Genomic DNA, 26,041 nt, shown 5'->3' with positions numbered 1-26,041 from the left:
TTTACTGAAAAAAGGCGATCAGTGCAAGCATTCTATGGAAGGCTTCGGGCCCCTCTCTGCGATAACTGCCGAAACGATCATCGCAGCTGGTACAGCTTTTCTCCCGTACCAGCTGACGTACCCCGGAGATCCGCAGCAAGCGCTCATTTACCTCACCGAGGTCGAGGTAGAACTCCCGCCCCTCCTTTCGAAGGACGGCATCACCGTAGCGTCGGGAAAAATCCCGAGCCCGCTTTTCGTCCACCCGATAGCAGCATCCGCCGATTGATGGGCCGATAAAGGCCTCTACCTCGTCCGGGGCGATGGCCCAATTCGCCCGAAACGCCTCCAATGCATCAGAGACGATACCGGTGCCCCTCCAGCCACTATGGAGCGCGGCAAAGGTCCCGCTCTTGGCATGAAAAAGAAAAATCGGCAGACAATCCGCAACGGTGACGCCAAGGACAAGAGAAGGATCACGACTGATAAGACCGTCACCCTCCATTCGGGAAACGGCAATGGGAAGATCGCTTCCATCTACGTAAACGATACGGCGGGAATGGACCTGCTGCAGCGTAAAAACTCTCCGGTTCAAAAGGCCTGCTTCCTCGTAGAAGCCGCGACGGGGTTCTCCCTCAGGATCACTCATATCACCAAGGCTCCGAAGCGACATATCAACTTGCACCTTCGGATCGGAAAAGGGAAAAAAACGAAGAAAATCATTACTAACCGAGATTTCGCTCAATGTCGTACAACTCCCTGCAAATAAAGATTGCCTTTTCTAAAATCTGTTTAATGGCCTTTAAACGGCGCATGAGGTTGCTGTTATCGTTCTTACCGATATAACCAAGATTACTGAGAGTATCGAAACGTCCCCCCATTTCCCCGTCTACAATGCCACCGATGACATTTGCCAAAAGTCGAAGATTTTCCTCAAATCCGTTGATAATCCTATCGGCCTCACGGTCCAGTTCTCCGATTCGGACCTCGACTTTTTTGCGGATAATCTTCGTGCCGAGGACCTCTTTCGAAAGCTGCTCAAACTCACCCTGCAAGGCCCCGTCGGGGGCAAGCGCCGAATCAATGTACGCAATGTCGTCGACAACCTTCAAGATACCGCTGTAGGACTCGTTGTACTCTTCCCTATTCTGTTCCTTATAGAACTGCCCGTCGATAAGAATCAATTTAAGAGGGCTGTGCAGCTCCTGGAGAAAAAGCTCCTTCACAAAAGAAGCAATAAAACTAAGACTAATGGGAAAGCGGGGACGGACATTCAGCATCACCGAAGCTGGACGATAGTTATCCAATAGGGGCAGCTCACGTTTTTTCAGGAATTTTACCGCATCCTGAATGATCTGTTTCCGCTTAGACTCTTCAATATAGCGGCCGAGTACGGCATCGCACCGTTTCTGCCAGAATTTCCGATACATCTGAAACCAGTCTTCCCCCCCACCCACGGATTCGGCCTGATAGTTGAGGTTCCTACTCACGATCCGACAAAGGTCGTTGACACGCAACTCGGCGGCGGTCTGACGAATGACCTGCCATGCCCAAGAGATGCTGTCCATCATCTTCAGAAGCTGATCCGCAGGGTTAAAATCCCGTTCATCCAGATCCTTCTGCATATCGAACATAAAAACAGCCTTTAAGGCATCATCATCGGGCAGAGGTTCCAATGAGTAAAGAAGGGCATCGAATTCAAATAAGGTTCCCCGTATTTCGTTCATCGCAACGGGAGAAACCCTGCCATCGGCATTGGTAAAGGGTTGAAGCAGCTTGGAAAAGGGAAAGTCAACAAATTGCTTGAGGAGACTCAACGCCCTGGCCTGCTGGTAGAGCCGCTTTCTGTCGTTATCGAGAATCTCTGCAAGGTATTCCTTAAGGGAAGATTCAATCGCTCGTTTCACCTCGAAGGGGTCTTCGAGAGAACGCTCAAAGGCAAGCTTCTCAGGATCAAGCAAAGTAAGCAGCTCTTCCTGCACAAGGGGCATAATCCAACCGACATAGAAAGCAACGAACTCCTCTTTCGATCCACCGAGGGCAGTTCTAAGCGGTGGTCTGAGTACGGTAAGAGAAGCCTCAAGCTTGGCGATTCGATCGTAAAATCCTATACCGATCTCCCCCTGCCCGTAGTTGAGCACGGAGGGACTCATTTTTTCCACATCCTTTGCAAGACGTTGAATATCAAGTTCTTCAACAATTTCGTATTTATCGGTACCGGTGAAAAGTGCCTTCAGAAAACAAAAAAGCCGCTTCCAAAACCCAAGGCGGGCAAAAGAGTCCCGAGGCGTATAGTTTTCGGTCGTCTCTTCCAATACCAGAGGTTCATCGCTGGTCATTGTAGCGGTACGAATACGATCAAGCATCGTCTGCCGCTCTTCGGTTGAAAGGGCCTGCACCAAACGATCGAAAGAGCTTTCTCTGTTCATGGTTTTAATAAGATAGCGGACAAGAGAATAAAACACAAGGATTTTCAAAGGGAAAGCGAGAGACAAAAAAACGCCCGATTATCGAGCGTTTATCGTAGGAATAGTCCCTAGGGGAATCGAACCCCTCTCTGAAGACTGAGAATCTTCCGTCCTAGCCGATAGACGAAGGGACCATAAAGAGCTGGCCGAGAAGGATTTGAACCCTCACAAACAGATCCAGAATCTGTTGTGCTACCATTACACTATCGGCCAACGTTTGGTACATGGGAATCTACTAAAAAGCCTTATTTTTGTCAACTCCTACATTTTTATTCTCCCTCATAGCAAACCAATGTCTCGATGCTGCAATCGGAAAGAAGCTCCCTAAAACCAAGAAAAGGTAGGCCAATGACGGAAAAAAGCTCGTTTGCACAGGCACCAGATTCACGAAGGAGATCCACCGCAGCGCGGATGGTACCTCCTGTGGCAATCAAGTCGTCAACAATAAGAACATTCCCCCCTATGGGTATATCGCCACGATGGATTTGAATCGTATCCTCACCATATTCAAGGGAGAAAGAGCGCTCTACGGTGGCTCCGGGAAGCTTACCCTTTTTCCGAATCAGAATCGTCGGAAGATTCAGAAGGTAAGCAAGGGGAGTGGCAAAGAGAAAGCCCCGGGCCTCAACCGCTGCTATGGCATCAATACGCCGCCCCTGGTAAAGATGCTTCATTGTGTCAATCACAGCCCCAAATGCCTCGGCATTTCCAATCAACGAGGTAATATCGTAGAAAAGAACACCAGGTTTGGGAAAATCGGGTATTCTTCGTATGGCTGCATCGAAATCGTATGTGGCACTCATAGAAGCCACCATAATACAATTTTACCCGAAAGCGAAAGAGGGGATGGCACAGATCATTGCTTTTTCCGACACTCTCCTCTATGCTGTTATCGATATGCAGGTAATTATTCCTATTGCCAGTGGAAAGGGTGGCGTCGGGAAAACGGTTTTCACCGCCAACCTGGGTATAGCCCTCGCCTCCTTGGGGAAAACGGTTATTCTTGTCGATCTCGACCTCGGAAGTTCCAACCTTCATACCTGTCTTGGGGTCAAAAATCGCCATGCAGGCATCGGCAGTTTTATCTACAAAAAGGCGGAGTCTCTGGAATCGCTCCTTGTAGATACAGGAATCCCCAGGCTTTTTCTTATTCCGGGTGATGCCCTGCTTCCGGGCACTGCCAATCTTCCTTATTTCCGCAAACTCAAGATCATGAAAGAGCTGGAGCAACTGACCGCCGACTTTGTTCTTCTGGATTTAGGAGCCGGCAGCAGCTATAATGTCGTTGATTTTTTCCTTATGTCCTCTTCGGGGCTCATCGTTACAAGCCCTGAAACAACCGCGATCCTCAGCTCCTATTCCTTTCTAAAGACTGCGGTCTTCAGACTTCTCTTCCGCACCTTTCCCTCCAAAAGTGAAGAACGGAACTTTATCTCCGAGTTTATGACCGAACGGCTGGAGGGATCGGGAAACGATTTTTCAGATCTTCTGGCCGGGATGGAAGATTTTTCGCAGGAAGCGGCGGAGAAATGCCGCAGACAGCTGGGCAAGCTCTACCCGAGGATTGTTCTTAATATGGGGGCCAGTAACCAGGACCTTTTACTCGGTAGCAAACTTCGCTCCATAACAACCCGCAATGTCGGCATCAAAATGGAGTATATCGGATTTCTGAAGCGGGAAGAAGGAATATCCAGATCCATTATCGAACGCCGTCCTTTTTATCAGAACCATCCGGATAGTCAATTCGGCAGGGCTATGACATTAATTGCAAAGAAGCTTATTTCAACTCCAATACCAGAAGCACCGGCACTGTTCGAGGAGAACGAGGATATCCGGCAGCTTGGTGAAGCGTTCTGACCATTTCCCTTACGGATAGCCTCGCCTAAAGGCAGCGACCCTTGATGAGGCATTTTCGGCCAAGGATGAGGTGATGCCGTTTACGAACATCATATAGCCCAGCCCCGCTATCATTGCACCATTATCGGTACACAACCGCATCGAAGGAACGATAACCTCCACATCCTCAAGCTCGGAAAGCTCACGACGCAAACGGGAGTTGGCGACAACTCCACCGCCGGCCACCACGCGGCGAATCCCCGTGTCATCAATGGCGTATCTCAGGCGTTTCATCAACATCCCGACGGCAGCCTTCTGAAAGCTTGCGGCAATATCCTCGTTACGATATGGAGGGGGCGTAGAGCTAAACTGGGTAATTTGATTGATGACCGCAGTCTTCAAGCCGGAATAGGAGACATCGTATCGATGATCCCCCTTGTGCAATGAAGGGTCAGGGAAAGAAAAGAGGGAGTCATCCCCCTGCTTTGCAAGCTTGTCGATAGCCACCCCTCCGGGATAGCCCATCTTGTAATGTTTTGCCACCTTATCAAAGGCCTCTCCACAGGCGTCGTCTATGGTTGTGCCCAGGACTTCAACGCTGTCGTACTCTCGGACGATCCCGATCACGGTATGGCCGCCTGAAACGAGGAGTCCAAGATAGGGATAGTCGATACTGTGTTCTAAATGGGGGGCGTAGAGATGGGCACGAATGTGGTCGACCGTCACCAAGGGTTTGCCGAGGGCAAAGGCAAGGCCTTTTGCAAAGGAAAGCCCAACCAACAGAGAACCGATGAGCCCCGGACGGCTTGTCACCGCCACAACATCAATGTCCTCTTTAGCAATGCCAGCCTCTTCGAGTGATCTCCTAAAAACCGAAGAAATCCACTCGGTATGGAGACGAGAGGCAATCTCGGGTACCACCCCATCAAATTCCCGATGAAGATCGATCTGAGTCGCCACGATGTTCGAGCGAATTGTTTTGCCGTCTTCTACAACGGCAATCGAGCATTCATCACAGGATGTTTCAATGCCAAGAACAAGCATGCTTACTCCGCAGTATCATCAATCAGATCACTTACAGAAAGGAACTCGAACCCCTCTTCAAGGGCCTGAGGATACACCTCCAGTAGAATTTCGGCAAGCTCGTGACACCATACATGGCCAATCATAATTGCCCGGCCGTTTTTTTCCGCCTTTTGCAGCCCCTCCTGAAAAGCCTGGAGGATCTCTTCCCGCTCTTGAGTATTGTCCAGAAAAACGCTCCTTTCCTGATACGGAATATGCAGGCGCTGCGCAATCCCCCTTGAGACCGTCTCTGCAGTAGTCCTGCTGTCTATAAACATCAAGTTTTTCTCTTTCAAATCTTCCAAGACCACTTCCATCACTCGGGGATCAGAGGTCACCTTGGAACCCATATGATTATTGATTCCCTTAACGCCCCTGAGCTCCTTTAAATTCTTATCCAGCTGTTCGCGAACAGCAGCAGTGTCCATCCAGGTATAGATGGCACCGGGGCCCGGGTCATTTCCCCCGATCGCCTCCATGGGCTGGTGAAGTATGGCCTCCTTTCCGGCCTGAAGGATCTCCTTGAGAGCCTCTTTGGAATAGGTAACACCCGGAAGGATTGCAAAGGTGATGGGGCCCGGAAAGGCAAGCAGGGGACGGAGCTCTTTGAGACTATACCCAACATCATCGATGATGATGGCAAGCTCTCCACGTGACGGCTTTGCCGGAACCTTCTGACCGGGAAGAGGCTTCCCGCCTTTCAGATCCTCGGCGGGGTTTTGCACCGCAACGGGAGCAGTCTCTGAATCAGGGGGCGCTTCCTGCTGAGAGGGAGAATCGTCCCGACCCTCCGAAAGTTCCTGCTTTCGCGACCCTGTCTTTCCCGGAAAAAGCAACAATGCCGCAAGGAGCAATACTATAATGACTCCCAGCAGCAAATATAGTTGGGTCGGTTTGGTTTTCGGCGGTCGTTTCTTCTCCGTCACCCCATCACACTATTCGTTCATAGGGCTTTGGTCAAGCTCGGTGAAGATAGTCTTTCATCTCCTCCGCATGGTCCCGCAGCTTCCTGATCGCACGCATTTCAATCTGACGTACCGTCTCCGGGCTGATACCCATCTCCATTCCAATCTTCTTCAGGGTATATTTTTTCCCGCCGAAGAAGGCAAACCGGTACAAGAGGATTTGGCGTTCGCGCTCTTTCAGATGGTCGAGAAAGTGCATGGTATCTTCCTGCATCGACTTGTTTATACAGACACGCTCCGGTTCATAGGTTGAATCTTCCAGCATGTCAAGAAGGGTCGAAGCATCATCGCCAATCTCACAATCGAGGGAAACAACGGGATTCCCAACCTGAAGCATTTGGTCGACTATGGAGGGTTCAATTCCTATTTCCACAGCGATCTCTTCGGCCGAAGGTTCGTGTTCAAGCTCCTGGCTGAGTTGATAATAGGTACGCTGAATCTTCTTCAGCAGATTATTTTTCCTATGCGGAAGCCTAATTGCCTTCTGTTTCTTTGCAATTGCCCGTACGATACTCTGGCGAATCCACCATGCCGCATACGTGGAAAATCGTACCTGTTTTCGGTGATCATATTTTTCAGCGGCCCTGATGAGTCCCATATTTCCTTCCTGAATGAGATCAAGGAGACCAAACCCTGGTGTCACATACGATTTGGCGATTTTCACTACAAGCCTAAGATTTGCCTCAATGAGACGGTGGCGAGCGGCTTCATCACCCGATTGAATCTTTCGGGAGAGTTCCAGCTCTTCTTCGAAGGTAAGCAGCTTGTGTTGTTTAATCTCATCAAAATAACTTCGCAGGGCGTCATCTTCCTGCCTGTGTTTCTCAATCTTCGTCATAGTTAGCTCCTATCAAATAAAAGCAAAAACCATGCCATAAAAATTGAAAATTTGTTGTTTTGTTATCTACATACTATATAAATACTTATCAACATGTTTCATAAAAAAAGATTGATGTTGAGAAAAAATGTCTACTTTTTTAGACTATCCCTTTACTGCTGAGTTGTCGAAACATCATTTCGGCAATACCAAGTTTACTGGTTTTTGATGCTTCGTCGGCATAAGAATCAAGCAGCATATCACGAAAATACTCTTCGGCCATTCCCCCGTCCAAGAGTCCGGTATGCTCGACGGTCTTATCCATTGCCTTGAACATCTGTTTTATAAAGAGAGCCTCGAAATCAGTGCAAGCCTTTTTCAGCTTCGTCTGATCCTGAGTCGCAGTAGCCCTTCTGGCCGCCTCTTCTGCTGCAGGAACCGATCGATCGGCCGATCGTATTGTCGCTGGAATCTCCATGGAATAATCACCTCACATCATCTCGAGGCTGCCATACAGGGCACCGGCCCTATCGATAACCTTAAGAATATCAATAATATCATCGGTCCCGATACCAGAGGACTGAAGCACTTCGAAGAATTTCTGAACTGAAACGGTTTCCTCGATGGAAAACCCATTGCTATTGCCGCTATTCCAGCCGGGAGGCCCTACCTCGATCGTCGCTCCCCGATAGGTCACCGTCACGGGAGCTATCTGTACATTCCCGCCCATAACGACGATACCGGAAGCCTCGTCGATAACAACCTTCGAGGGGCGGGGAAGATCGATGCGAAGCTGCTGAATCTCGCCGATAAGACGGACAAGATCCCCATCTTCACCAAGGGTAACGCTTACCGACGAAGCATCTCCGGCGGATACCGAAAGATCGGGATAGGCATTGGCTATCGCCTCCCGAATGAGGTAGGCGACACGATAATTGGGACGCTCGAGGAGAAGGGTGAAGCCGCCCTCACCTTCTACATCACTGTGCACACGGTTTTCCATGACCGCTCCGCCAATGATTTCTCCAACGGTGGAGCTCTCACCGGAGTGTTCGACCTTGCCCTGGGCAACAGCGTAGACATCGCCTCCGGCCGACTTCAGCGGAGTCTGAAGCAGGACTCCACCCTTCACGTTTTTCGCATCGAAAAGCGCCGAGATAGTTATGTCGATACGATCCCCGGGAGAAGCGAAAGGGGGAACGTCGGCAGTCACTAAAACAAGTGCGCTGTTTTTCCCTGCGGCATCCTGAGCATCGACCTCGATCCCGAAGTGTCCGAGCATAACGGCAAGAGACGACCTGATAGGAACGGAACGGGAACCGTCACCCTTGCCATCAAGTCCGGTAAGGATACCGACACCGACCAGCTGGTTCGTTCTGATTCCACGAAGCTCGGTAATATCGCCGATTCTTGTTCCTCCTGCGGCCGGTGCAGCCGCCGAGGAAGAAGAAGTCGCGCTATTGGCAGCCTGCGCGTTCTGTGCATAGCCGGTGCCGCTGCACACCAGGCAGAGAGCAAACAAAAGGGATAGCCGTATCTGTTTCATTTCAATGCTCCATCGACAATTATAGCCTTTCCGTTTTCATCAAGCACCGCATCAAAACGACGGGTTCCCCGTTCATCCCGAAAAAGCGAAGAGAGCGGCCGGATACGCAAGGCTCCTGTTCTTTCATCTACAGATTCAACCCGTGCGGAAAATTTCACCAGAACACCACCGGTTCCATAGCTAACCCGCAATTGATCGCCGGAACGGACGACCGATGAGTAACCGTGGTCTTGAAGAGAGAAAAGCCGAAGTTGGGCCATAACGATTTTTTCTTCCCCGTGAAAAACAAGTCGCAGGGGAAGCCGACAGGAGTCGCTACCGGTTTGCATTCCGGAAAAGGCGGCAGCCAGGGGATCAAGAGCCAAAAAGGAGAGATCACGAAGCGGCATGGAACTATCGTTCATCGATTGCGGAAAGTCAAATTGAATGACCGTATCATCTGGAATCAGGTCCCGCAGGGCAGCCGATTCCAGAGCAGCGCCGAATTTTTGGACCAAAAGAGGGAAAAAGGTATCGGAAAAAGAGGAGTGAGCCTTCGATGGAAGCAGAGCGACCCACTTGGGAGCAACCACGGCCCCTTGCGATGGGGAAAGAAGAGACGAAGCAGAGGAACCCGAGATAAGAAGCATACCGTTGCCGGGCTTTTGAAGCCCCGACCTTGACAGAGCCTGTGTCATCCGTCCCCAAAGCGCGGAAGCATCGGGGGCCGAAGCACTTGTATCCGCACGAATAACAGATGGAATCCGCAGCACATCATCTGCGGAAAGCTCCAAGATCGGGATGAAAAGAAGCAACAAAGCAAGCCCTTTTCTCCAGCAACGGGTCACCATCATTGCCCTAGCCTATCGTTTAAGACTATTGGCGATCCCCAGCATGGTATCGGATGTCTGGATTGCCTTCGAATTCAGTTCATAGGCCCTCTGAGCGACAATCATATTCACCATTTCCTGGACAACCGAAACATTACTCATTTCCAAAAAGCGCTGAACGGTTTGTCCCATACCGTCGAAACCCGGACGACCGGGGATGGCATCGCCGGAGGCATTCGTAATCTTGAAATTATTTTGCCCGATGGCGCTTAGACCTGCAGGATTCACAAAACGGTAGAGTTCCAGCTGCCCGACCTGAACAGGATCGTCATTTCCCGCCACCTTGACGGTAATACGTCCATCCTGACTTATGGTAAGGGAATCCCGTTCAAAATTCTCCGGCAAAACAACCTCGGGTATGAGCCTGTGTCCGTTTGAGTTTACCAGCTGTCCGTTGCTGTCTATCTTAAATGAACCGTCCCGGGAATATCCGTAACTCCCGTCGATCAGAAGAACACGAAAAAAACCGTCACCCTGGATCGCCAGGTCCGTAACGTTGCCGGTGTTCTGAAGAGCACCCTGGGTAAACATCTTCTGGGTAGCCGCAACCTTCACACCATGGCCGACCTGCACTCCCGTGGGGACCGTGGTCAGCTCGGTGGCAGGGGTTCCTGCGACCCGACTTGTTTGATAGAGCAGATCCTCAAAATCCGCCCGGTTTTTCTTGAAACCAGTGGTATTTACGTTCGAAAGATTATTGGAGATGGTGTCTATATTAAACTGCTGTCCGGTCATGCCGCTGGCAGCGGTCCACAAAGATCGCATCATGGCTCAATCACTCCTTATACTTTAATAGCGTCGTTGATCAGACGTCCGGTAAGTGCATCGTGGGTTTGCATCGCCTTCTGGTTGGCCTCGTAGGCCCTGTTTACCTCTATCATTCTGACCATCTCGGTCACGGAATTGACATTACTCCCTTCGAGAAAGCCTTGGACCACCTTGGTTTCGGAGCCGAGGGCAACCTGATTGGAAGCGCCAGCCTCTTCGGGGGCAATATAGAGGCTGTCACCCTCTTTTTTCAGGTAACGGTCCCGACGGAAATCCACCACTTTTAAGGTATCTACCAGCTCAAGGTTCTCCCACTCGTTTTCCTCTTTGGAGACAAGACGCTGGGGATCACCGTCGTAACTGCCGTTCTGCCACACCTGGCCCCGCTCATCCACCACGAAATTATTCTTTTTGATCCGGATGATGCCGTTCTCTCCGAGAACGGGTTCTCCCTCTTTGGTGGTAAGGATTCCCTCTTTGGTCAGAACAAAGGTGCCGTTGCGGGTATAGCGTTCGCCTCGGGGAGTGTCGACCGCAAAAAAGCCCTTTCCGTCAAGGGCAAGATCAAAATCGTTGCCTGTCTCTTTCAGGGCCCCTTGCGAGAAAACAGTAAAGGACTCATTGTACTCGACACCGGTCCCTATCATACCGACAACCGGAGCGGTATCTGCACTTCCAAAGGGAAAGGAGTAGACCCCGTCGTCGTTCATTCTCCGTATCAGCATCTGAGGAAAGGCTTTGCTTACCGATTGGTCACGCTTGTACCCGACCAGATCGACATTGGCAAGGTTGTTCGAGATGGCATCCATTCTGTGCATCTGATCGACCATTCCGCTTGCACCGGTATAGATTCCTCGTACCACAGTTTCCTCCCGCGCTTTTCGCTTCTCTTTTATTACTATCGGCAAGAGGAGAGAGGACTTGAAGCTCTTCTCGCTATCCTTTAGCTTCCAGCATAGACTCGGTAATTCCCGAAAGCGCAAGTTCTTTTCGCATGATAGCCATACAGGCGTCGAGACCGGCGGGTGAAGCCGCCTCACAGCGGATGGTTATATGTGGCTGGGTATTTGATCCACGAAGCATCCAAAAACCATCGCCGCAATGTGCCCGAATGCCGTCGATGTCGGTAAAAGGGAGCCCCTTTGCTTTCAGACGCTGTGAAATTTCTTTCACCACCCTTTCTCGCTCCTTACGTGAAAGGGTGATGCGGATTTCTCCACTATCGTAAAAGCGAGGAAAGGCCTTTCTCATCTCGGTAATGCTCCGGCTACTGTGGGAAAGAATATTGATGAGCTTGATTGCGGCAAAAAGTCCGTCGTCATAGCCCTTATTTTCCTCGAAAAAGATGTGACCGCTGGTCTCTCCTGCAAGCCCGATTCCCTCCCGCTTCATCTTCTCTTTTTGATTTGTGTGCCCAACCTTCCACATCAGTGGAACACCACCGTGAGATGCCACGTCATCAAAGAAAAAGCGGCTGGCCTTGACCTCCGACATCACCGTGGCGCCGGGATGAGAGGCAAGGTAATCCCTTGCAAAGATGGTCAGCAGCTGGTCGCCCATAAAGATATAGCCTTCCCCGTCGACAACTCCTATCCTGTCGCCGTCACCGTCGAAGGCGATGCCGAGATCGGCATGCTCCTCTTGTACCGCACCGGCGAGCATGTTCATGTTTTCCTTTAAGCTCGGATCGGGATGATGATGGGGAAAGGAGCCGTCGACCTCCCCGCAGATGATGCGGTGAGATCCCGGTAGCCCTTTAACGATTGAGGGAAGAATTTTCCCTGCAGAACCGTTTCCGGGGTCCCAGACCACCGACAGCGTTCGGGCCTCCGGAAGCTCCAGGTGGCCAAGAAGATACATGATATAGTCATCGTCGATAGAGCGAAAGCGTTCATTACCCTCTCCCTCTTCAAAATCCCCATTCTCACAGAGCCGCCGAAACTCCTGGATTGCCTTCTCGTGGAAGGGCCCTTCGGAGGTTAGAAATTTAAAACCGTTATATTCGGCGGGGTTATGGCTGGCGGTCACAACCACGCCGGCATCCATATTCCAATGGTGCATGGCAAAGTAGAGTTCGGGAGTCGGAACAAGTCCGATCTTTGTTACAGAGATTCCACAGGAAATAAGCCCCTCTACCAGCCGCCTGGAAAGTGACGGGGAAGAGAATCTGCCGTCGAATCCCACCAGGCATCTTTTCTTCCCCATGCGAAGAAGAGCGGTACCGAAGGCCTTTCCGATAAAGAAGGCATCCTTCTCATTAAGATCATCACCTACGATGCCGCGAATATCACAAGCCTTAAGTATTTCTTCGGATAAGTGATGAGATGCTTGCATAGCTACTCCTTACAATGATTTTCGAACGGGAAATCGGAGGGTAAAAAGGGCTCCGCCCCCACGATTTTCAGAAACGAGAATGGTCCCGGAAAGTTGGTCGATCATATGCTTTGCAATCGAGAGTCCCAGACCGCTACCCGGATTCTTGCTGTTTGTCGATCGATTGATCTGATAAAAACGCTCGAAGATGTGCTCCCGTTCTTCTTTTGGAACACCGGGGCCCGAATCGGAGACCGAAAGGCTTAGGAACCGATCGCTTTCCGCTACTTTGATCTCCACCCAGCCCCCAGAAGGGGCATATTTCAATGCGTTGTCGTAGATATTGTAAACGATTTGGCGAAACCAGAGTTTCACCCCATCCATCACCGGACCATGGTCCGGTAGATGCATCATCGTCGAAATATCCTTGCCTCGTTCAATCGGTTCCAAGGCTGTACGAACCTCTCGTACTACTTCCGAAACATCAAAAGGGGAACATGTCTCTTCCTGCACCCCATCATCGAAACGAGAAAGGGTAAGAAGTTCTCCGATCAGCTTTTTCAGACGTGCGGCCTCGAGGGCGATAATGGAGACGGCGCTATTCCTGTCATCCTCCGAAAGCCCTTCCCATGATCCCAGGGTCTCGGCAAATCCGCTTATGACCGTCAAAGGGGTGCGCAGTTCGTGGGAAACATTTGCCACGAACTGCTGTTTCAGGCGATCCAAACGCTTCATTTCCGTCACATCGCGAACAAGGACAAGTACCCCCGTATAATCATAGGGGAGATATTTATTTGTCATTGCCTCCAGACTACACTCCAGGATTTCCCCCCGGGATGAGGTCAGACGTAGGGATCGAGCCTCGTGGTCTCCGTGTATCAGCCGGGTCTGGCGAAGTATTGCGGCAATGTGTTCATTATCCGAGGGAAAAACATCACCACTTGCAAATAACCTCGCCTTATCCAGGTCGAGCAGCATCTCGGCCCTGGGATTGACCAGGGTAATCTTATTGTTTCGGTCAATCATCAGGATGCCGGTTTGCAGGTTGGAGAGAAGGGTATTTATTCTGCTGTATTTGCGATTGTCGTTTGCAACAAGAAAATCATACCGATCGACAAGTGAATTAAAATTCTCCACCAACTCATCAAGATCGGGATCGACGGTATCGATGCTTATTTTTGAAAGACCGCTGGCCGCCGCATCCTTAGTGTGCTGCAACAGGGTACGGATGGGACGGCGGTATCGCTTGATCTGAATCGTAAGAAGCAGGACAATCATCGCCGTAAGCAGAAGAAAGGTGATTATCATCCAAATCAAGAAAGAGATTTCCAGACGACGAATTTCATCGATATCGTAGGTTACGGATATCAACACACCTTCGTGATCCCTGATGTCCACCTGTTTCGCAATGGATACGGATAGATTATTAGGATGACGGTTTCGAAGGGCATGGGTTGCCTCTCCCCTGTGAAGTCTCGCCTCAGAAAGATCCGCATCAATATATTTGCCGGAAAGTTGAGTTTCGCCTTTGTGGGAATCGGCCAAAAGCTGCGCATCGGTATCGACAATCACAATATGAGCCGGTATGGTTTGAGATAGCTGCAGGATAATCTCCTGCACTGTTCCCTCCTCCCGATCTAAGGCCCACCTGATCTGATTAATCGCATCAAGCCCGCGTCTGCGTGTTTGGCTCACGATGAGGTCGACGGTATAGAGGTAGAATGCAATGGTGACCGAGCAAAGCACCGAGAAAAGAAAAACGATCAGGGCGGTTTGCCGTTTTTTCATGGTTGAGGGGTTATCCTGTAGCCTGAGCCGTGGACCGTCTCGATCCGGCAGCCGGTGACCCCTGCATCGTTCAATTTCTTTCTGATATTCCTGAGGTGCACATCCACCGATCGCCCGGCATCGGCGGGATCCTTGTCGAAAAGTTCCCGATACATAAGGGGACGGGAAACCGCTTCTCCCTGATGCTTTACCAGCATATTCAAAATCTTAAACTCTGCGGGCGTAAGATCGATTTTCTCCCCGCCATTTGAAGCAAAGTAACGTTCGGTATCGATGGAAAGCGACCCGATAAAGAGCATATGCGGCCGCCCCGACCAGGCTCCCGTTAGTAATGCAATTTGCCGCAACGAGGCCTCGACCCGCAAGAAAAGCTCCCTGAGACTGAAGGGTTTGGTAATATAGTCGTCGGCTCCTCCCTCAAGGCCGTGAATCTTGTCGATCCCCTCACTCTTTGCGCTGAGCATAAGCACGGGGATAAGCTGGGTGCGGGGATCGCTTTTGAGCAGCCTGCACACCTCAATTCCGTCGATTCCGGGAAGCATCACGTCGAGGATAATCAGGTCCGGATGATGCGACCGGGCCTGTTCAAGCCCTTCTTCTCCGGTATAAGCACAGAGGCAATCATATCCCCGGGATGTGAGGTTCATGGAGAGGAGCTTTACAACATGCTCCTCATCATCCACTACAAGAATTGTCTTTCCGCTTCCCGAATCATCAACCACCATGCTGCAGCTCCTTTGTGATGATTCTACTATAAAGAGCTCGTTCTTACAGCAGCTTTCCAATGGCAATAGTACGTTCGCTTTTTTTATCGAAGAGGACATTCTTATCCGATTGAAACGAGAGCCGTACCTTCTCACCCATGGCAAAATCGACACTTCCGAATACAACGCTGGTAAGAATCTGCCCGCCGAGATCAATCTTGACAATGGTTTCCATTCCGGACGGCAGGGTTGAATAGATGCTCCCCGCTACCGTTCCCTCCGGAGAAAGGACGATATCTTCAGGTCTGATACCAAGAAGCAGTTGTTGACCTTCCTGAACGGTGATGCTCGAAGAGACGGGTGTAAAGAGAAGTTTGAGCAGTTTGTGATTCAGCTTTATCTCGTCGAGATTTACATTTTCTCCGGTCACCTCTAGGATATTAATGTTGGGACTTCCTACAAAATCGGCGACAAAAAGATTTGTCGGCTGGTGGTAGACCTCGAGGGGGGGTGCAAATTGCTGTAGGAGTCCCTCCTTCAGAAGGCAAATTTTGCTTGAGAGGGTCATGGCCTCCAGCTGGTCATGGGTCACATAGACAAAGGTTGAATCTGTTTCCGCATGGAGGCGCTTAAGCTCGGTCCGCATCTCCATCCGAAGTTTTGCATCCAGGTTGCTCAGCGGCTCGTCCATAAAAAGTATTTTCGGCCCGGTGGCAAGGGTCCTGGCAATGGCTACCCGCTGCTGCTGACCGCCTGAGAGCTCGGAAGGATAGCGGTCCCGAAGCTCTTCGATTCGGAGCATCTCCAAGAGCTCACGCACCCTGGATTCTATCCGTTTCTTTTCCCATTTCATATTTTCAAGCCCAAAGGCAATATTCTTGTATACGGTCATGTGGGGCCAGAGGGCATAATTTTGAAAAAGAAAGCCGACGTCCCGTTTATCGGGAGAGATATCGATCCCCCGTTCCGAGGAAAAAACACAACGGTCGTCGATGTAGATATCCCCCTCGGTCGGGGTTTCCAGTCCCGCAATCATACGAAGGGTTGTTGTCTTACCGCAGCCCGAGGGGCCCAGCAATGTCACAAACTCCCGGTCTCCGATGACAAGGTCGAGATTATCCACGGCCACAGACCTGCCGAAGCGTTTTGTAATGTGTTCCAAGTGAATTTTCGGCATTACTGCCCTCCTATTCCTTTATCGATCGATGCCCCGGTGACCCGGTTCACCACAAGATTACTGATGACCACAAAGAGAACGATGAGAAGATTGATGGCGTTGGCGTACTGGTTCCACCCCTTTTCATTATATTGAAAAAGCATGGTGGTCAGGATCCGCGAAGAGGGGGTAACAAGGAGAATAAAAAGGGAAAGTTCCCGCATGCAGGAGATGAAGGGAAGCAGGTAGCCGGAAAGGAAACTTGCCTTCTGGATCGGTATGATGATGCGGAGCATGCGCTTTCCCCAGCCGATACCCTGAATGGTTCCAGCCTCTTCGATTTCATTGCTCAGCTGATGCATGGCACCCACACTTGCCCGGGATGCAAAGGGAAGATACTTAACAGCGCCCACCAGAACAAGAAGCGCAAATGTTCCATAGAGAGGAGGGATAAAGCCCCGTTTAACGGCAAACATGGAAAGATAGATGGCCCCGAAGGCCATGCTCGGCATAAGGTAGGGAAAAAAGGCCAGATTATTTACCAGCAGCGACAGCCTCGAATTACGCCGCTTTACGATGGCGTAGCCGGCAAGGATTCCTACCGAACCTGCAATAAACGCCACGATGACCGAAAGCCTGACACTGTTCCACAGGCCGTGAAAGATCGAGGAATTCCGCAAAACTCCAGGTTCGCCGTTTGCAATGGTCGGGTCTCCAGAACCGACCCAAAAGAGGGTGGTAAAGTTCCGGAGGGAATAATTGCCAGGTTCCATGATAAAGGATTCCAATGCAAAAGAGAACAGAGGGACAATACAGACCAGGGCGATGAACAGAAGAAGCAGTACCGAGATGATGCTTCGAAAACCGCGCAGATTAAGGTAGGCGATATTAGAACTTTTCCCCGTTATCGTTGTAAAGGACCTTCTGGTACCGATAATTTTTTGATTGATGCCGAGGATCAACACACCAATCAGAATCATGATAAGCGCAATGATGTAACCGTAGCCGGGGTTCAGTCCATTGAGGGTCCGGAACATCTGGGTGGTCAGAACCTGGAAGCGTACCGAAGTCCCGAGGAATGCCGGAACGGCAAAGGCGCTCATGGCACTGGAAAAAACAAGAAGAAAAGTGGAGAGCATGGCAGGGAGCACAATGGGAATGGTAATCTTCCGCATAATCTTCCCCCTGCTTGCCTTCAGGATAAGAGCGGCCTCTTCCAGGTTCGCATCCATATTCCTGAGAATACCGCCGATCAGGATATAGGCAAAAGGAGCATAATGCAGTCCTAAAACTACCACGATGGGGAAGGGACCGTAGGCAAACCAGTTGGGTGTCTGGATGCCCGTAATTGCGGTAAAAAAACCGGGAGCACCACCGACAAGGGAGTTCTTGAAAAAGTTCAACCATGCCATGGCAAGGGTCCAGGAAGGCATGATATAGGGGAAAATAAAGAGGGTCGAGATAACGCCCTTGAAGCGCATATTGGTCCTTGTAACCAGCCATGCGACCGTTCCTCCGAGAAGAATAGCGATAAAGCAGGTGCCGAAGGCAACCAACATGGTATTTAAGAATGGCTCGTAAAATATCTTTTTACTGGCCGAAGAAAAGAGGACCTTGGCCCAGTGATAAAGGGTAAAGTCCCCTACCCTTGCCCCCTTCACCCGCATCAGTTCGGCCTGATGGACCGTAAAGGTATCCATCACGATAGTCAGCATTGGGACAACCGTCAGGTAAAGAAGTATAACGGCAAGAGACACAAGGATGACGTTATGAGGCTTTTTCAAAAATGATATAGCCCTGTTGCGGTAGTTCACAGATTCCGTCCTTTTCGTATCGTCTAAAGCCGTACCGGATCTTTTGCTAAGATCCGGTACAGTACATAATCAGTAGATGTATTCGTTGAGAAACTCTTCGACCTCGGCCCGATGTTCGAAACAGTAGGCAGGATCCTCCTCGACCAAAATCTTCACCCAGGTGGTCATGGGATAATCGTCGGGCTGGAGGGGAATCGAGGGGTTCGAAGAGTAGGTTCCGAGATCGGAACTCCAGGGAGAAAAGCCCTCTTCGGTGAGCAGAAACTCGATAAAAAGCTTTGCCGCATTGGGATGGCTGGCATTCGAGCACATCAGGGCATAGATCGGATAGTAAAAACCGGAAAAGGGCTCCATCTCCATGATCGGAGCAAGGGCAAGGTTCTTGGTATCTTTGTATCGCAGCTTTGAGAAGACAAACAACCCGGCATTATGCTCCTTACCCTGCCCTTTTACTCCGATACTCTCGGCGGTCTTGGTATCGCTGGTGGTAAGCACAAGGTCGTTTTCCAGAATCCGCCTGATCCATTCATAGCCCGCATTCGGGGTAGTCAGCTCGATCTCTTTTCCGAAATAATCCTTGTACGCCTTTGCAATTCTGTCCGCAACTTCGGGCTTCGTCACCATGGTAAGAAAGTTTGCATTAACCCCTTCCTGAAAGGGATTTTTGAACTGGAAATTACCTTTCCATTCCTTGGTTGTCAGGGCCCATATGTTCGTAATGGGGTAGGCCTCGCTAAGCTCATCGTTGAAAATGAAAACCTTATTGATAAAGGCAAAGGCCAGGGGACTTTGAAACTCAGCGGGAATCTGATCTTTCATTGTTGGAGGGACATAATTATACAGATATTCGAGGTTGAGGAGCTCTCCCATGACGCGGCCACCGTCCTGACAAAGTACAAAATCGGCTCCGGCAGCTCCCGTACTACCCTCTTTCGATATCTTTTCGACCAGCTCGAAATCCTTGAGGTTCGTTGCCTCAACCTCAATCCCGTATTTTTCGCTGAACGCCTTGGCAGCATTGGCGATTCTGCTGGTGACTGAATAAACGACAACCTTTCCTTCGGCCTGGGCCGCGGCCACAAGCTCTTCGTGGGTCATAGGAACCTCTTCGACGACAGCGGGTTCGGAAACCTCCTGTTTCCCTCCGGCAAAGAGAAGAGAAACCGAAAGAGAAGCGGTAAGAAAGAGGCAGGTAAAGAGCAAGACTATCTTCTTCATCATCATCTCCTTTCACAGAAACCAGAATTTGTTAAGATCGCTTAACAAGTAAAATGTTAAGATACCTTTACAATTCTGTCAACGTTTTTTTGGAGATTTGCAGATAGGAGAATATGGAAGAGAAAGGAAAGCCTACAGCGAGGCAATCACCGCTCTGATGATAAAGGTCCAGAAGATCGACAGAGCGCTGGATAAGAGCGTCCCGATCAGCATGTATTCCGCAAAATCTTTATCATCAAGTTCCTTAAAACGGGCAAACGCCTTTGCGGTCAAGACAAAGGCAACGGAAGAATAGTTTCCCGTCAAAACAAAGAGGTAAAAGAGCATTCGCTCCAGAACACCGATGATCTTTCCCCTCCCCAGCTCCTTGCTGTCGAGGTCATCATCCGTTGTCGCCTTCAAGCGCGGCTCGGTTTTTATCAGGCCGAGGATAAAACGAATGACATTGTTCATCTCATTCACCAAAACAACAGCGCCGAAAAAAACAAGCACGAATCGGTCGAAAGCGCCTGTTCCGAGGGAAGACAGAAGAGGATTATTTCGCCCCATAAGCCTCGAAAGAGAGACCGATACGGAGTTGAAAGAAAGTCCGGGCAAAAATATTCCGAATAGAAAGCTTCCGGCAAGTATGAGGACCAAAAACTGGAGAATTCTGGAAAGAAATATCGAATTCCCTCGCTGTTCAGCGCGGTGTTCGGTAAAAAGAGAGAACAGGTTGAACAAAACGGTAAACAAAAAGAGGGGAAGAAGGCTCCTCCAGCTTTAAAGAGGCATGAGCAGGAACAACTCGGCCGTAGAGCAGACCAGCATCGGCCTAAGCCTTAAGGGCTCCTCCCGCCACTGGGCCCACAAACGTACGATAAGAATCACAAGGCAAAAATAGAGGTATCCTATCACGGCCCACCTTCCCCCATGGCTGCAATCTCATCGGAAACGGCCTGAAAATAGCGTGCCAAGGCGACGAGATTATGTGTTTTGATCGTTTTATAGACTCCCCGCTCACTGATTCCCACAATCCGGGCGATATCTTTCACGGGTTGATTCCTGAAAACCCCATAAAAAATCGAAAGGGTATGCTCTTTCCAATCGCTCATCACCGAATAGGCGTAATACAAGCCGCTATTGAGAAGCCTCTGCCTTTGTTCATAGCGACCGTAGAGCTGTACAATAGTGATTTTTTCCTCTTTTACATTGTTTAATCCATCCCGTGCCGCATGAAAAGCGGGCCCATCCATCCCGATCGCCTCTTTCGTGTTGATATCCGTCGCAATATCATCGATCCCCAGGGCGATTCTAAGCGAAACAGGGAAAAGGCTTCTGCTGATAAAAAGCAGATCCTCCACGACCCGGGAACCAGCCTTGTAGACGGCCTGAAATTCGTCCCCCAGGGTGATCGTATAGGGAGATAAAAGAGCCGAGCTTGTTTCATTGAGATCGCCAAGGCACGCTTGTAGCCGCCTCTGAAACTCCTGCCGCCGCTCAATCTGCCGGGAATCGACAATATCGGCAATCACTGCTATGACTTTCACAACACTATTGTAACGATTAGGTACGATATCTGTCAAATGAACTTTTTAGGTTCATATAAACTTTTATGTACCCTTTTGGTACATCCTTACACAATACAGCGTAAGAATATGCAAAACATACAAGGATTCTGCTATATCTGTCGAACCAGGATAGTTACCATACACCCGACAAGAGGAAAAGGAGGAACATCGTGGCCCGCCAAATCAATGAAGAGTTGTACCAATATATTACAGATACCTGTCTGGAGTCATACGATGCTCCATCATCGCCGCTGCAGCTTTTGGAGAAGATATGGAAAAATCCTGATTTTCCCATGCACTGTCCGGAACACCACTACCTTGTTCCGGCAGTCCTTTTGACCACCTATTGCAGGCTGAAAAATGACGGGAAAGCCAAACTCAGGGAAGAGCTGAACCTTGCCGGAGACCGGGCAAAAAACCTGCTCGCCGGATTCTGCGGTTGGTACGGAGCCTGCGGTGCGGCCGTTGGAAGCGGTATGTTCCTTTCGGTAGCAACAGGCACAAGCCCCTATTCGACTGACACCTGGGCACTCGTAAACCGCCTAAGCTCCGACTGCCTATACAACATAGCGGAAATCGGCGGCCCCCGCTGCTGCAAGCGCGTCTGCTTTACCGCAGTAAGCACAAGCATCACCTTCATGAAACAACATTTTGACCTCGACCTTGGCCAGACCACACCGATACGCTGCACATATCACCAGCGAAACGCCGAATGTAAGAAAACAGCCTGTCCCTACTACCCAGCAACCTAAGTCCTGAATACGAAGGTAGTGGTTATGACATTCCACACCATCTGGGCGTCCCCCTCGCTTGCCGCTCGGGTCGGGCTTGCTCCGAAGTCCGCTTCGCTTCCGTCCTCGCACTCTGCGCTCGGACCGGCCTTCCGGCCGTTCTCCGCATCCCTGACGCTCGGCCATCGGGTTATGTATATAGTGTTCCGAATCCTGGTGGTATGCACGCCCTTTTGCCGGTAAAATCCTTATTTTTATGTCGGTGCTTACTTTTTCCCATAGTTTGGCTTTCAATTGACTGCGAGAAAAAGAATTGTGTCCCTTTAATCACCAGGATTCGGAACAGTAGATAAACGGACTACCCGCATATCATGTCGCCATGTGAATTTTCAAATGACTTTTTTATATCTTCAGGCATATCTTCCGGTTCAATAGATTTGACTCTTTCTTCGGAATTATCTTTCACGGCTTCGGTATAATACCAGCATTTATATGTAATCAAATCCAAAACTTTCATCATCGCAAGGATATCAGCCTCAACGGACTTCTTCTTATCAAGAAACATATCCCGCCGCTTAACAAGCGTTGCGTTACCTTGATTACACCAGTCAAGAAACACCTTAATATCTTTAAGCTGCATTCCCGCTTTCTTTAAATATTCAATTACCCTCAGACTATCAATATCGCTACTATCAAATTTTCGTATACCCGATGGATCGCGTGTAATATTTGGGAACAAGCCTTCCTTATCATAATAACGAAGAGCTGAAATAGAAATATTAAACATTTTTGAAACATGCCCGATAGTATACACCCTCATCACCCCGTAAAAAGCTGAACAGCATTTTCATAAATTCTATTGACCTAAAGTCAGGTTTAGGTCGTACAGTTATTGTACGATACGATAATTTATCCTGTCAATCGTCATGGCCAGACGTTTGATTGGACGATGAGATATGACAAGGAGAAATGTACAATGATTAATTTTGATTTTTCAAATCCAACAAGAATTGTTTTCGGAAGTGGAAAGCTGAATGAACTAGGCAAGCTACCAATGCCGGGAAAAAAGGCGATGCTCCTGACTTCCAATGGAAAATCCACAACGGTAAACGGCTCTCTGGAACGAACCATGGAGCAGCTGAAAAAGGCAGGTGTCAGTATCTCTGTTTTTAATAAGATTATGGAGAATCCGCTCAGGGAAGTCATTATGGAAGGAGCGGCTTTCGCCAAAGAAAAGGGTTGCGACTTTATTGTGGCTCTTGGGGGCGGCGCTGTTCTGGATTCATCGGTTGCCATATCTGCCATGGTTACAAATCCCGGTGACGTATGGGATTATGTCTTCGGCGGCACAGGGAAAGGACAATCACTTGTAAACAAAGGGCTGCCGATTGTTACCATCACAACCACTTCGGGGACAGCCTCGGAAGTTAACTGCTGGGGTGTCATATCGAATCTTGAGACAAAGGAGAAAATCGGTTTTGGAGATCCGGCCCTAACCCCGGTGCTCGCCATCGTAGATCCGGAATTGATGAAAACCGTCCCTGCTGCATACACAGCATATCAGGGGTTTGATGCACTTTTCCATAATACCGAGGTAATGATCAGCAACGGTATCAATATTCTCAGCGAAACGATTGCGCTTTCAGCGATTGAGAATATCACGAAATACCTGCCCCGTGCAGTAAAGGACGGTGACGATATGGAAGCACGGGAACATGTGGCGTACGGGAGTACCATGGCCGGCATTACCATGCAGCTGACGAGCACGACAGCGGCACATTCCATGGAACATTCCATGAGTGCCTATCATCATAACCTGCCGCATGGAGCGGGACTGATCATGATCTCAAAAGCATTCTATGAATTTTTCATTGAGCGCCATGCCTGCGACGCACAGTTTATCAAGATGGCAAAAGTAATGGGCATCGAACATGCCGACAAACCGGAGGACTTCATCACAGCCCTTATGAGGCTGCAGAAAGCGTGTGGCGTTGACAACCTGAAAATGAGTGACTACGGTTTTTCATTGAACGAGTCTATGACGCTCGCTAAAGGAGCTCGTTCCATGCAAGGGGGATTATTCCTTGCCAACCCCTGCGAAATGACTGACGAAGATTGTGCGGGTGTATTCCGCACGTCATTCAGATAAACGCAAAGGAGGTCCACCGTTGGATAAGAAAGTGATGAGTATCCTGGCGCTTGCTGCAATTCCGCTCCTGTCTATAGGATGCCAGGATACGACAAAATCGGAGGCTTCGGCAAAAACCTCTGCCGGAACAAACACTCCGGCAGAGGAGAGGATTTTGGTAGCATATTTTTCCTGCACAGGAACGACAGAGCAGATTGCCGAATGGATTGCCGGGCAAACAGGTGCGAACCTCTATCACATAACGCCGGAGATACCCTATACCGCGGCGGACCGAAACTACCGGGACTCCTCATCGCGTGCTACAGTGGAGCAAAACACCCCGTCGGCCCGCCCTTCGATTTCCGGCTCGAAAGAGGGCATGGAAAACTATGATATACTCTTTCTCGGCTACCCCATTTGGTGGGGACAATGTCCGAAAATCATATACACCTTTCTGGAAAGCTATGATTTTAGCGGAAAAACAATTATTCCGTTTTGCACCTCGCACAGCAGCGGCATTGGTTCCAGCGATACGAACCTTCACAGCCTATGCGCAAGCTCTGTACGCTGGATACCGGGCCAAAGGTTTTCCGCAACAACGCCAAAGGAGACGGTAAAGGAGTGGATTAACAGCTTGAATATTCATAAGAATACCGCTCAAGACATCGGCGTCTTTAATTTTGATACCAAAACGGTTTTATTAAACAGCGGCCATACAATGCCCATTGTCGGCCTGGGTACCTATAGTCTGCTGGATGACGTATGTGTAAACTCAGTTTCCGAATCCCTGAAAGCCGGCGGCCGCTTAATCGACACAGCATATATGTACCACAACGAAGAAAGTGTCGGACAAGGAATCCGGGTTTCCGGCGTTCCCAGAGAAGAAGTTTTCATCACGACGAAATTATATATGAATCAGTATGATCATGCCGGAGAGGCCATTGAACAGGCGCTCCAAAAGCTTGGTGTAGAATATATAGATCTGATGCTGCTTCATCATCCCGGTGCTCATGATGTAGACGCGTACAAGGCCATGGAAAAGGCCGTGAAAGATGGCAAAATTCACTCCATAGGGCTGTCCAATTACTATGTCGAGGAGCTGGAAGCGTTTCTCCCGAAAATTACGATCATGCCGGCGGTGGTCCAAAATGAAATACATCCCTTCTATCAGGAAAATGATGTGATTCCCTATATTCAGGGGAAAGGCATCGTTATGGAAGGCTGGTATCCCCTGGGCGGACGAGGACATACCGCCCCACTGTTACAGAACGAAATCATATCCGCTATCGCACAGGCCCACGGAAAATCCTCCGCCCAGGTCATTCTCCGGTGGAACCTGCAAAAAGGCGTCGTTGTCATACCGGGGTCAAGCAATCCGGCCCACATCAGGGAAAACCTGGACATATTTGACTTTGAATTGACCGATGAGGAAATGGCAAAAATCAACGGGCTTGACCGCAACGAAAAACATGACTGGTATTGATTTCCGGTTATCAACTACCTTACCGAATCTTCCCTCGGAAAAAGGGAGAGAATCGCAATTCCCTCCCTTTAAGAGCAGTACAGTGTTCTTTTAAAACTCAAATACGGCAACGACCGGTTTGTGATCGGATACCCCGCAGCTCGCCCCGCTTCCATGGAAATCAACAACCGAAGCAAGAACCGGCAGAGGCCCTCCGCCGTACATTATACGGTCTATCGTCTCGTTCATGTAGATCTCTTCAGACAGCGCGGGGTTCGGAAAGGTCGGAGGCTGAAGAAGGCCAAGTTCGTAAAAAACATCATTGAGACCGGCCTCAGCCAGTATCCTTGAAGGGTGCCACGGATCGTTAAAATCGCCGCAAAGTAAAAGCGGTGGAGCATCCGACTTGCGGTTTTTAAGCCAGCGCGCAATCTTCAAAGCCTCTTCATGCCTGTAGGAAGTTCCTGTATCCTGTTCGTCCCTGTTATTCTGATGGGTTAGGTGGACCGTACAAACCTGGAATTTCCTGCCGTCTGCAAGGCATTCAAGATCAAGTATGAATAGCCTGCGATCAGGTTCCGGCATATCCAGAAAGAGTTCGGTATGTCCCGTTTCCCGAAAGAGATCCTTTCTATAATAAATGTTCCCTTCATTCCGCCAGCCGTTGAAATCATCTTCAACCCTGGCATGAAAAGGCATAGCTTCGTCCAGAAAACGCATGGTTTCCTCCCGTATTTCCTGAAAACAGCATATATCGGGATTAAACCTTACCAGAAAATCTTCCAGTGCAACCTTTCTCTGTTCCCATTTTTCGGTGTTCCATATATTGCATGTGCATAAACTGAACCTGAACGGTGTTTGCAT

The 26,041-nt window shown here is 49.7% G+C and carries 25 protein-coding genes and 2 tRNA genes; 4 read left to right on the top strand and 23 right to left on the bottom strand.

The window, feature by feature from the left end; genetic code table 11:
* Position 1: 1 nt before the first annotated feature.
* The 5 genes from SPIRS_RS09110 to SPIRS_RS09090 form a co-directional block, all read right to left on the bottom strand.
* Entirely contained in the window at positions 2–724 is a 723-nt protein-coding gene (locus SPIRS_RS09110) for a polyphenol oxidase family protein (protein WP_013254390.1), read from the bottom strand.
* A complete protein-coding gene (locus tag SPIRS_RS09105; RefSeq protein ID WP_245537744.1) occupies positions 705–2,408 on the bottom strand; it encodes a DUF5312 family protein in 1,704 nt (567 codons plus the stop codon). Before SPIRS_RS09105 ends, SPIRS_RS09110 begins: the two co-directional genes overlap by 20 nt.
* A 101-nt stretch (positions 2,409–2,509) precedes the next feature.
* Positions 2,510–2,581: transfer RNA gene (locus SPIRS_RS09100), tRNA-Glu, on the bottom strand.
* Positions 2,582–2,589: 8 nt separating this feature from the next.
* Positions 2,590–2,660: transfer RNA gene (locus SPIRS_RS09095), tRNA-Gln, on the bottom strand.
* 56 nt (positions 2,661–2,716) lie between these two features.
* The gene (locus SPIRS_RS09090) at positions 2,717–3,250 is read right to left on the bottom strand and encodes an adenine phosphoribosyltransferase (RefSeq protein ID WP_013254388.1); all 534 of its coding nucleotides are present in this window, start codon (positions 3,248–3,250) and stop codon (positions 2,717–2,719) included.
* On the opposite strand from SPIRS_RS09090, the gene SPIRS_RS09085 reads away from it, so the two are divergent.
* Positions 3,219–4,304 (top strand): nucleotide-binding protein, encoded by a 1,086-nt coding sequence (locus SPIRS_RS09085; RefSeq protein WP_245537743.1) that lies wholly within the window; start codon positions 3,219–3,221, stop codon positions 4,302–4,304. The two genes, SPIRS_RS09090 and SPIRS_RS09085, sit on opposite strands and share 32 nt — an antisense overlap.
* A 9-nt stretch (positions 4,305–4,313) precedes the next feature.
* On the opposite strand, the gene tsaD is transcribed toward SPIRS_RS09085, so the two are convergent.
* From tsaD to SPIRS_RS09005, 16 genes are all read right to left on the bottom strand, one after another.
* Positions 4,314–5,327: a tRNA (adenosine(37)-N6)-threonylcarbamoyltransferase complex transferase subunit TsaD gene (tsaD, locus tag SPIRS_RS09080; RefSeq protein WP_013254386.1), complete on the bottom strand. Its 1,014-nt coding sequence runs from the start codon at positions 5,325–5,327 to the stop codon at positions 4,314–4,316.
* 2 nt (positions 5,328–5,329) lie between these two features.
* Positions 5,330–6,274 carry a divergent polysaccharide deacetylase family protein gene (locus SPIRS_RS09075; protein ID WP_013254385.1) on the bottom strand — a complete coding sequence of 315 codons (945 nt, stop codon included), beginning with the start codon at positions 6,272–6,274 and terminating at the stop codon, positions 5,330–5,332.
* A 31-nt stretch (positions 6,275–6,305) separates the two neighbouring features.
* Positions 6,306–7,151, bottom strand: coding sequence for a sigma-70 family RNA polymerase sigma factor (locus tag SPIRS_RS09070; protein ID WP_013254384.1), 846 nt, complete (start codon positions 7,149–7,151; stop codon positions 6,306–6,308).
* A gap of 139 nt (positions 7,152–7,290) precedes the next feature.
* Positions 7,291–7,608, bottom strand: coding sequence for a rod-binding protein (locus tag SPIRS_RS09065; protein WP_013254383.1), 318 nt, complete (start codon positions 7,606–7,608; stop codon positions 7,291–7,293).
* A 12-nt stretch (positions 7,609–7,620) separates the two neighbouring features.
* Positions 7,621–8,676 (bottom strand): flagellar basal body P-ring protein FlgI, encoded by a 1,056-nt coding sequence (locus SPIRS_RS09060; RefSeq protein WP_013254382.1) that lies wholly within the window; start codon positions 8,674–8,676, stop codon positions 7,621–7,623.
* A complete protein-coding gene (locus tag SPIRS_RS09055; RefSeq protein WP_041866024.1) occupies positions 8,673–9,509 on the bottom strand; it encodes a hypothetical protein in 837 nt (278 codons plus the stop codon). Before SPIRS_RS09055 ends, SPIRS_RS09060 begins: the two co-directional genes overlap by 4 nt.
* A gap of 9 nt (positions 9,510–9,518) precedes the next feature.
* Positions 9,519–10,313: a flagellar basal-body rod protein FlgG gene (gene flgG / locus SPIRS_RS09050; RefSeq protein WP_013254380.1), complete on the bottom strand. Its 795-nt coding sequence runs from the start codon at positions 10,311–10,313 to the stop codon at positions 9,519–9,521.
* 14 nt (positions 10,314–10,327) lie between these two features.
* On the bottom strand, positions 10,328–11,176 hold the full coding sequence (gene flgF, locus SPIRS_RS09045; RefSeq protein WP_013254379.1) for a flagellar basal-body rod protein FlgF: 849 nt from the start codon (positions 11,174–11,176) through the stop codon (positions 10,328–10,330).
* A 73-nt stretch (positions 11,177–11,249) separates the two neighbouring features.
* Positions 11,250–12,647, bottom strand: coding sequence for a phosphomannomutase/phosphoglucomutase (locus SPIRS_RS09040; RefSeq protein WP_013254378.1), 1,398 nt, complete (start codon positions 12,645–12,647; stop codon positions 11,250–11,252).
* Between the two features lie 9 nt (positions 12,648–12,656).
* Positions 12,657–14,414, bottom strand: a complete 1,758-nt coding sequence (locus SPIRS_RS09035; protein WP_013254377.1) for a sensor histidine kinase — start codon at positions 14,412–14,414, stop codon at positions 12,657–12,659.
* Positions 14,411–15,139, bottom strand: a complete 729-nt coding sequence (locus tag SPIRS_RS09030; RefSeq protein WP_013254376.1) for a response regulator transcription factor — start codon at positions 15,137–15,139, stop codon at positions 14,411–14,413. The genes SPIRS_RS09035 and SPIRS_RS09030 overlap by 4 nt, the downstream gene beginning before the upstream one ends.
* Before the next feature lie 43 nt (positions 15,140–15,182).
* The gene (locus SPIRS_RS09025) at positions 15,183–16,295 is read right to left on the bottom strand and encodes an ABC transporter ATP-binding protein (protein WP_013254375.1); all 1,113 of its coding nucleotides are present in this window, start codon (positions 16,293–16,295) and stop codon (positions 15,183–15,185) included.
* On the bottom strand, positions 16,295–18,088 hold the full coding sequence (locus SPIRS_RS09020) for an ABC transporter permease (RefSeq protein ID WP_013254374.1): 1,794 nt from the start codon (positions 18,086–18,088) through the stop codon (positions 16,295–16,297). The genes SPIRS_RS09025 and SPIRS_RS09020 overlap by 1 nt, the downstream gene beginning before the upstream one ends.
* Before the next feature lie 69 nt (positions 18,089–18,157).
* A complete protein-coding gene (locus SPIRS_RS09015) occupies positions 18,158–19,306 on the bottom strand; it encodes an ABC transporter substrate-binding protein (protein ID WP_013254373.1) in 1,149 nt (382 codons plus the stop codon).
* 132 nt (positions 19,307–19,438) lie between these two features.
* The gene (locus SPIRS_RS09010; RefSeq protein ID WP_171814762.1) at positions 19,439–19,855 is read right to left on the bottom strand and encodes a hypothetical protein; all 417 of its coding nucleotides are present in this window, start codon (positions 19,853–19,855) and stop codon (positions 19,439–19,441) included.
* Between the two features lie 344 nt (positions 19,856–20,199).
* On the bottom strand, positions 20,200–20,835 hold the full coding sequence (locus SPIRS_RS09005; RefSeq protein ID WP_245537742.1) for a SatD family protein: 636 nt from the start codon (positions 20,833–20,835) through the stop codon (positions 20,200–20,202).
* Between the two features lie 191 nt (positions 20,836–21,026).
* Between SPIRS_RS09005 and SPIRS_RS09000 the strand changes: the two genes are divergently transcribed.
* Entirely contained in the window at positions 21,027–21,608 is a 582-nt protein-coding gene (locus SPIRS_RS09000; RefSeq protein WP_013254370.1) for a DUF5714 domain-containing protein, read from the top strand.
* Positions 21,609–21,945: 337 nt separating this feature from the next.
* Here the strand turns inward: SPIRS_RS09000 and SPIRS_RS08990 are convergent, their stop codons facing one another.
* Positions 21,946–22,407: a MerR family transcriptional regulator gene (locus SPIRS_RS08990; RefSeq protein WP_013254369.1), complete on the bottom strand. Its 462-nt coding sequence runs from the start codon at positions 22,405–22,407 to the stop codon at positions 21,946–21,948.
* Positions 22,408–22,563: 156 nt separating this feature from the next.
* On the opposite strand from SPIRS_RS08990, the gene SPIRS_RS08985 reads away from it, so the two are divergent.
* Together SPIRS_RS08985 and SPIRS_RS08980 are read left to right on the top strand one after the other, a co-directional pair.
* Entirely contained in the window at positions 22,564–23,736 is a 1,173-nt protein-coding gene (locus SPIRS_RS08985) for an iron-containing alcohol dehydrogenase (RefSeq protein ID WP_013254368.1), read from the top strand.
* Positions 23,737–23,755: 19 nt separating this feature from the next.
* Positions 23,756–25,198: a flavodoxin gene (locus SPIRS_RS08980; protein WP_013254367.1), complete on the top strand. Its 1,443-nt coding sequence runs from the start codon at positions 23,756–23,758 to the stop codon at positions 25,196–25,198.
* A 90-nt stretch (positions 25,199–25,288) separates the two neighbouring features.
* Here the strand turns inward: SPIRS_RS08980 and SPIRS_RS08975 are convergent, their stop codons facing one another.
* The gene (locus tag SPIRS_RS08975) at positions 25,289–26,041 is read right to left on the bottom strand and encodes an endonuclease/exonuclease/phosphatase family protein (protein WP_013254366.1); all 753 of its coding nucleotides are present in this window, start codon (positions 26,039–26,041) and stop codon (positions 25,289–25,291) included.

The sequence above is a fragment of the Sediminispirochaeta smaragdinae DSM 11293 genome, assembly GCF_000143985.1.
In the GTDB taxonomy this organism is placed as follows: Bacteria; Spirochaetota; Spirochaetia; order DSM-16054; family Sediminispirochaetaceae; genus Sediminispirochaeta; species Sediminispirochaeta smaragdinae.
This window is presented reverse-complemented; position numbering and strand designations above follow the sequence as displayed.